The 6,040-nt window shown below is 66.1% G+C and carries 5 protein-coding genes and 1 pseudogene; 3 read left to right on the forward strand and 3 right to left on the reverse strand.

The window, feature by feature from the left end; all coding sequences use genetic code 11:
* From IT472_RS00155 to IT472_RS00165, 3 genes and pseudogenes are all read left to right on the forward strand, one after another.
* Positions 1 to 350 (forward strand): annotated as a pseudogene (locus tag IT472_RS00155) (pseudouridylate synthase); the annotation flags it as partial.
* A 21-nt stretch (positions 351 to 371) separates the two neighbouring features.
* Entirely contained in the window at positions 372 to 785 is a 414-nt protein-coding gene (arfB, locus tag IT472_RS00160) for an alternative ribosome rescue aminoacyl-tRNA hydrolase ArfB (RefSeq protein WP_297176552.1), read from the forward strand.
* Positions 786 to 838: 53 nt separating this feature from the next.
* The gene (locus tag IT472_RS00165) at positions 839 to 1,414 is read left to right on the forward strand and encodes a lysophospholipid acyltransferase family protein (RefSeq protein WP_297176563.1); all 576 of its coding nucleotides are present in this window, start codon (positions 839 to 841) and stop codon (positions 1,412 to 1,414) included.
* Between the two features lie 36 nt (positions 1,415 to 1,450).
* Here IT472_RS00165 and IT472_RS00170 read toward each other — a convergent pair whose 3' ends face one another.
* The 3 genes from IT472_RS00170 to IT472_RS00180 form a co-directional block, all read right to left on the reverse strand.
* Positions 1,451 to 4,519, reverse strand: coding sequence for a TonB-dependent receptor (locus IT472_RS00170; protein WP_297176555.1), 3,069 nt, complete (start codon positions 4,517 to 4,519; stop codon positions 1,451 to 1,453).
* 95 nt (positions 4,520 to 4,614) lie between these two features.
* Positions 4,615 to 5,664 (reverse strand): FecR domain-containing protein, encoded by a 1,050-nt coding sequence (locus IT472_RS00175; RefSeq protein ID WP_297176558.1) that lies wholly within the window; start codon positions 5,662 to 5,664, stop codon positions 4,615 to 4,617.
* Between the two features lie 5 nt (positions 5,665 to 5,669).
* Positions 5,670 to 6,040 (reverse strand): sigma-70 family RNA polymerase sigma factor (locus IT472_RS00180; RefSeq protein WP_297176561.1); only part of this gene is annotated, 371 nt, incomplete at its 5' end.

Below are 6,040 nucleotides of genomic sequence, written 5' to 3' on the forward strand. Positions count from 1 at the left end.
CCGCCATCACCGCGTTCGAACGGCTCGCCACCTGCGAGTTGGCGATGCCCGGTTCCGGCTTTCCAACCTCGCGCTACGCATGGCTGCGCGCCAGCCCGCAAACCGGGCGTTTTCGCCAGATCCGCCGCCACCTCAAGCACCTGTCGCACCACCTGATCGGTGACAGCAGCCATGGCGATGGGCGCCACAACCGCAACTTCCGCATGCTGGGCATCCAGCGCATGTTGCTGCATGCGCGTCGCCTGGCCTTCGCGCACCCGCAGACCGGCGCGCGCATCGACGCGTGCGCCCCGGTCGATGCGGAATTTGCCAAGGTGCTGGCAATGTTCGGCGTTGCGGCAAGCGATTGAAGTCCACCCTACAATCCGGACATGCGCATCGGCCGGATCGACATCGACGACGCGGAACTGATCGAACGCTTCGTGCGGGCGTCGGGGCCGGGTGGACAGAACGTCAACAAGGTGGCGACCGCGGTTGAGCTGCGTTTCGACGTGGCCGGCTCACCCGCGCTGCCGGAGGCGGTGCGCGAACGCCTGCTTGCCAAGCGAGATCGCCGCTTGACCGCCGAAGGGGTGCTGGTGATTTCCGCGCAGCGCTTTCGCACTCAGGAGCGCAACCGCGAAGACGCACGCTTGCGGCTGGCCGCCTTCATCGAAAATGGGATGCATGTCCCGAAACCGCGCATCGCCACCAAGCCGGGGCGCGCCGCCAAGGAACGCCGCTTGGGGGAAAAGCGCGGACGTGCGACGATCAAGCAGGGCCGCAGCGGGCGGGGCTGGGATTGAGCACGGCGCAAGTGGAAGACAGCGTGCCGGCACTGCCGCCGGCAGTGCCGCGGATGCCGCGCAACGCCTTTGCGCTCTGGCTGGCGCGTAGCCTTTTGCGCGTAGGCGGCTGGCGACTGGTTGGCGAATTCCCGGACCTCCCGAAAGCGGTGCTGATCGCCGCGCCGCATTCGTCGAACTGGGACGGCTTCTGGGGCATCACCGCCAAGGTTGCACTCGGCGTCCAGCTGTCGGTGCTGGGCAAGCACAGCCTGTTCAAGGTGCCGCTGCTTGCCCAGTTGCTGCGCTGGCAGGGCGTGATCCCGGTCGACCGGAATGCGCCGCATGGCATCATCGAGCAGGCGGTGGCGGCAATACGCGCACAGCCTGCGATCTGGTATGCCATCGCGCCAGAGGGCACGCGCAAGAAAGTCTCGCAGTGGAAACCGGGATTCTGGAAGATCGCCCACCATGCCGGTGTGCCGGTGGTGCCGGCTTACTTCGACTATTCCAGCCGCACGATTGGTTTTGGACCGCCGATCGAATTAAGCGACGACATGGACGCCGACATTGCCCGCATCCAGCGCTGGTATGCGCCGTACAAGGGGCGCAACCACGACGTGAGGCAGCCGGACAGTCCGTCGTCCTGACCACGCGCCGTCCGTGGCGCGCAAGAACACTCCGGGTCAGTTCAGCGGCTGGCCGCCGATCTTGTAGGTCAGCTGCAGGGAGAAGCTGCGGCCGAAACTGTCGAACCACGAGGTGTTGTAGTACGGGTAGCTCGCCCAGGTGGGGTCCTTCGGCGGCATCTGGTCGAACAGGTTGTTGATCGACAGGGCGAGTCGCAGGTGGTCGTTGATGTCATAGCGGGCGCCGGCGTTGAAACGCCAGGTCGATGGCGTCCAGGCATCGTTGGCCCAGTTTGCGACCTTGCCGAGGTAGCTGCCGAACAGACTGGCACCCCAAGGTCCGTTGTCCCAGGTCACTCCCACGTTGCCCTTGGTGCGGGGCAGGGTGGCGTCGGAAAAGGTGACATCCAACATGTCCTCGGTCGGATCGCCCGGGAACAGTTCGCGGTTGTGGCGACTGGTCCAGTTGAAGTTGCCGCTGAAGCGGAAGGTGCCAACACTGGCGGTCTCCAGCCGATAGTTGACGGCCAGGTCGATGCCGGAGGTCTGTTCGCGGGCGATGTTGATCGGCCCGAACAGCACGCTGGTGATCTCGCCGGCGCCGTTGCGGACGACGCGGGCCATGGCATCGAGGCAAGTGGGTGAGGTGGCGTCCACCGGCGTTCCGGTGTCGGTCACGCCCAGGCGGCAGTTGGCCTCGGTGATCAGCAGTAGGTCTCGGTCCTGGGTCTGGACCTGGTTGGAGATGCGGATGCTGTAGTAATCGATGGCGAGATCGAAATTCGGGCTCGGTGACCAGACGAAGCCGACCGTGGCCGAGTGGCTGGTTTCAACTTGCAGGGTGCGATTGCCGGAATAGACGTCGCGGGTGCTGATGTCCCAGCTGCCATCGTCCCAGCAGTCGAAATCACTCAGGGTCGGGTCGTCGATGTGGCACTGGTAGTAGTCCGTCGATGTCCGGCGGTAATAGTCGTTGCCCGCGAACAGATAATGCATGTCCGGTGCGCGGAAACCGGTGCCGTAGGAGCCGCGGAACAGCAGGGTGCTGATCGGCCGCCATTCCAGGCCCAGGCTGTAGGTGAACTTGCCCGGGTTGTTGCCACTGTAGCTGTATTGGTCATAGCGCCCGGCCAGGCTGGCCTGCAGGGTAGACAGCAGTGGCAGGCGCAGCTCGCCGGCAATGTCCCAGTGGGTGCGGCTGCCGCGGCCGTCGCCATAACGCGGGCCGTAGTACGCACTATCGGTCAGCGCCAGTGGATCGGGGTTGATGCGGTAGGACTGGCTGCCGTATTCGATGACGCCGGCAAAGCCGACGTCGCCGGCTGGCAGGGTGAACAGGACAGGCGTGTTGACCGTGAAGCTGAGGTTGTCGTTTTTTGCCGTCGGGCGGAACACCGACATCGCGCCGATCGCAGCAAAATCCGCCGGCGTCAGCGGGGAGAACAGCTTCGCCGGGTTGGGGGCATAGATGGCGTAGCCGTCGGCGTCATACCCCAGGCGTGGGCCGAGGAACCACGTGTTGGCCGCCTCGGCGCGGATGCGCGGCATGCTCACGCTGGCGCTGTACTGGGTGTGGTTGTAGGCCAATTCCCAGTCCCAGTTGTCGCCGATGACGCCCTTGAATCCGGTGGTCAGGGCAAAGGTTCGCTCGACCGTGGTATTCATGCGGTTGCGCAGGCCGCCCACCTCCTCCGGGGTGAACTGGCGGGCCCATGACTCGTAGTGGCCGGTGTTGGCGTTGAAGAACACGGCGTCGTTATTGTCGGTGGAGTTCGGGTCATGGAACTCCCAGCCCATGTGGTCGCTGGCCACGTCATTGTTGTTGGTGCCGGTCAGCAGGCGAACCGTTTGCCTGCCTGCCTGCACGTCGGCGAACCAAGACAGCGTGTCGGAGAACCGGTATTCGAAGGCACCGTAGACATTCACGCCCCTGCGTTCGTTTTGGATCGTCCGGTAGGCGATTGCGCGTTCACTGCCGCAATACGGTTCGCCGTAGCGATCGAAGGCCAGCCCGGTGGTGTTCTGGTTGAGCGCGGCCATCGCCGCGCAGTTGTCGGCCGGCGCGATGTTGATGTCATCGTCCCAATCGTAGATCTGTGCGATCAGGCGTGGCAGACGCCGGCGTTCGGTCGGCGCGTCGAGGGTGGAATCCTGGATGCCACGCTGGTAGCCCCAGAGCGGGCGCTTGTCCTGCAGTTCGATGCCGATGATGCCGGTGAGGTTGTCGCGCTCGAATCCTGTCGTCAGGGTCAGGTCGTGGGAGGCGCCGCCGCCATGGCGGGTGTCGCCGTAGCGGTAATCAATGGTGGTGCCGTCAACGGAGCGCTTGAGGATGAAGTTGATCACGCCGGCCATTGCGTCCGAGCCGTAGACCGCCGAGGCGCTGCCGGTCAGGATCTCGATCCGGTCGATCATCCCCAGCGGGATGTTGCCGATGTCGGTGAAGTTGCTCTTGCCGCCCAGCGGCAGCGGGAAATCGGCGATCCGGCGACCGTTCACCAGCACCAGGGTGTGGTTGGGGCCGATGCCGCGCAGGTCCACGGCCTGGGCGCCTGGGGTGGACTGCGCGCCGGTGGTGTTCTGCTGGCCCTGCACGTCGCCACTGTTCTGGCTGAGCGAGCGCAGGACCTCGGGCACGCTGGTGAAGCCGGCGGCCTGGATCTGCTCCGAGGTCACCGTGGTGATCGGCGCCGGGCCTTCGATCTGGGCGCGCGGGATCCGCGAGCCCGTCACCTGGACGCCTTCGAGCACGGTGGGTGCGTTTTCGTCCGGCGCCTGCTGGGTGGCCTGTGGCGCAGGCGCCGGACGCGCGGGGGCAGTCCGTGGGCCTGCTGCCGGCACGATCAGCACTGCGCCGGAGGCATCACGCTGGGCGCGGAACCCGCTGCCCTTGAGCAATGCATCGAGCGCCTGCGGCGAGGCCGCTTGCCCATGCAGCCCGTCGCTGTGTGCGCCCCTGAGTTGGTCAGCGCGATAGATCAACTGGGTTCCGGTCTGTTGGGCATAGGTCGCCAGTGCCGTGGCCAGATCACCTGCGGGAATCTCGAGCCCTGTGTTGGATTGCGCCTGCGCGGCGAGTGCGGCGGAGCAGGCGAGGGCCAACAGCAGGCGGCGGAACGGACGCATCGAAGGCATATCGGATATTCCCCTATTGGCACGCGTGGTGGGCCGTCAGGAGAGCAAGACGAATGTGGGAGGAAAATCCCCCGTCGTGCCTGGAATCAGCGCGAGCGAAGCGTGATGTGGTCGACGCCTCGGTCGGCGCGGATCGGGAATCCGGCTTCGAGCAGTCGCACGAAGGCATCCTGGTTGTCCCAGCGGAAGCGGCCACCGATCCGCAGCGCCGCGGCGTCGGCATCGGCCACCACCAACTTGCGCGTGTTGAAGCGGTTGAATTCCGCGGCCACTTCGGACAACGGGGTGTCGCGGAATGCCAGCATGCCGCTGGACCAAGTGAGCATTTCGCTGGCCTGCGCCAGCGGAACACTGCGCACCAGGACGTTGCCACGGCGCACCAGGGCGACGCTGCCGGCGGGGAGCAGGATCGAGGGGCTGCCGGAAGGTGTGCTGACGGGGGATTCCAGCCGAACCGTGCCCTCGGTCACCACGACGCGCAGGTCCGCGGCATCCTTGCGCACCGCATAGCGCGTGCCGACGGCGATGGCGCGATAGCCATCGGCGGCTACGCGAAACGGCCGCCCGGGATCCTTGGCCACCTCGAAGATCGCCTCGCCGCGGCTCAACCGTACATCACGGGCATGGTCCGAGAGGGTGACTTCGATGCGGCTGTCGCTGGACAGGGTGGCGCGCGAACCATCGCCAAGGGTCAAGGTGCGTACCACGCCCGGCACCGAGGTGTAGACGATAGCGGCGGGTGGGAGACGGTGCGGCAAGTGCCTGGCAAGGAACAGGGCGCAAGTGGCCAACACGGCGGCCGTGGCGAGGCGCAGCCCCCAGTGGGGGGCGCGAGGGCGGGCATGTGGCCAGCGTGCCTGCGGTCGCAATGCACTCAGCATCTGGCTGCGACGGTCCGAAGCATGAGGTGGGGCCGACGCAGGCGATCCATCCGCGTTTCGGCCTGCTCCAAGTACGCGCAGGCGGTCGGATGCGTCCCATGCGGCCTGCAGGCGCAGGAAGGCGACGCGATGCGCGGTGTGTTGCGCCAGCCATTCATCCAGGACGGACTGATCGACATCGGTCCACGTGCAGCCATCACGGCGCGCCAGCCACTCGGCTGCCGATTGCTCGATGCTGTCACTGGTTGCGTGCATGACCATCAATCCTGGCGTCGTTGCGCGTCGAAGGCGGCCGCTTCGATGGAGGCTGACGCATCTGCGTCGTCGCCGGAGAACAGCGCGTCCGCCAGCAGGCGCATGCCCTTGGCGATGTGCTTCTCGACGGTTTTCTCGCTGATGCCAAGGCGCATGGCCACGTCCTTTTGTGAGAGATCCTCCACCCGCCGCAACCAAACGACCTCGCGGCAGCGCGCGGGGAGCCGGTCCAGTGCTTCGGACAGGCGCCGCAGCGATTGCCGCCCGCCGCTCCAGCGCTCGGGCGTCACCTCATCCCTCAAGACGTGCGAAGGCTCGAAATCACCCATCGGTTCGATCGACACCACCTTGCTGCGTCGCAGGCGGTCGGTCATCA

The sequence above is a fragment of the Thermomonas sp. genome, assembly GCF_020850895.1.
In the GTDB taxonomy this organism is placed as follows: Bacteria; Pseudomonadota; Gammaproteobacteria; order Xanthomonadales; family Xanthomonadaceae; genus Thermomonas.

Bases quoted from the DNA above. Each gene is read 5' to 3' on its own strand.
- IT472_RS00165 (WP_297176563.1), top strand. From the start codon at position 839: ATGCCGCGCAACGCCTTTGCGCTCTGGCTGGCGCGTAGCCTTTTGCGC.
- IT472_RS00170 (WP_297176555.1), bottom strand. From the start codon at position 4,519: ATGCGTCCGTTCCGCCGCCTGCTGTTGGCCCTCGCCTGCTCCGCCGCA.
- IT472_RS00175 (WP_297176558.1), bottom strand. From the start codon at position 5,664: ATGCACGCAACCAGTGACAGCATCGAGCAATCGGCAGCCGAGTGGCTG.
- arfB (WP_297176552.1), top strand. From the start codon at position 372: ATGCGCATCGGCCGGATCGACATCGACGACGCGGAACTGATCGAACGC.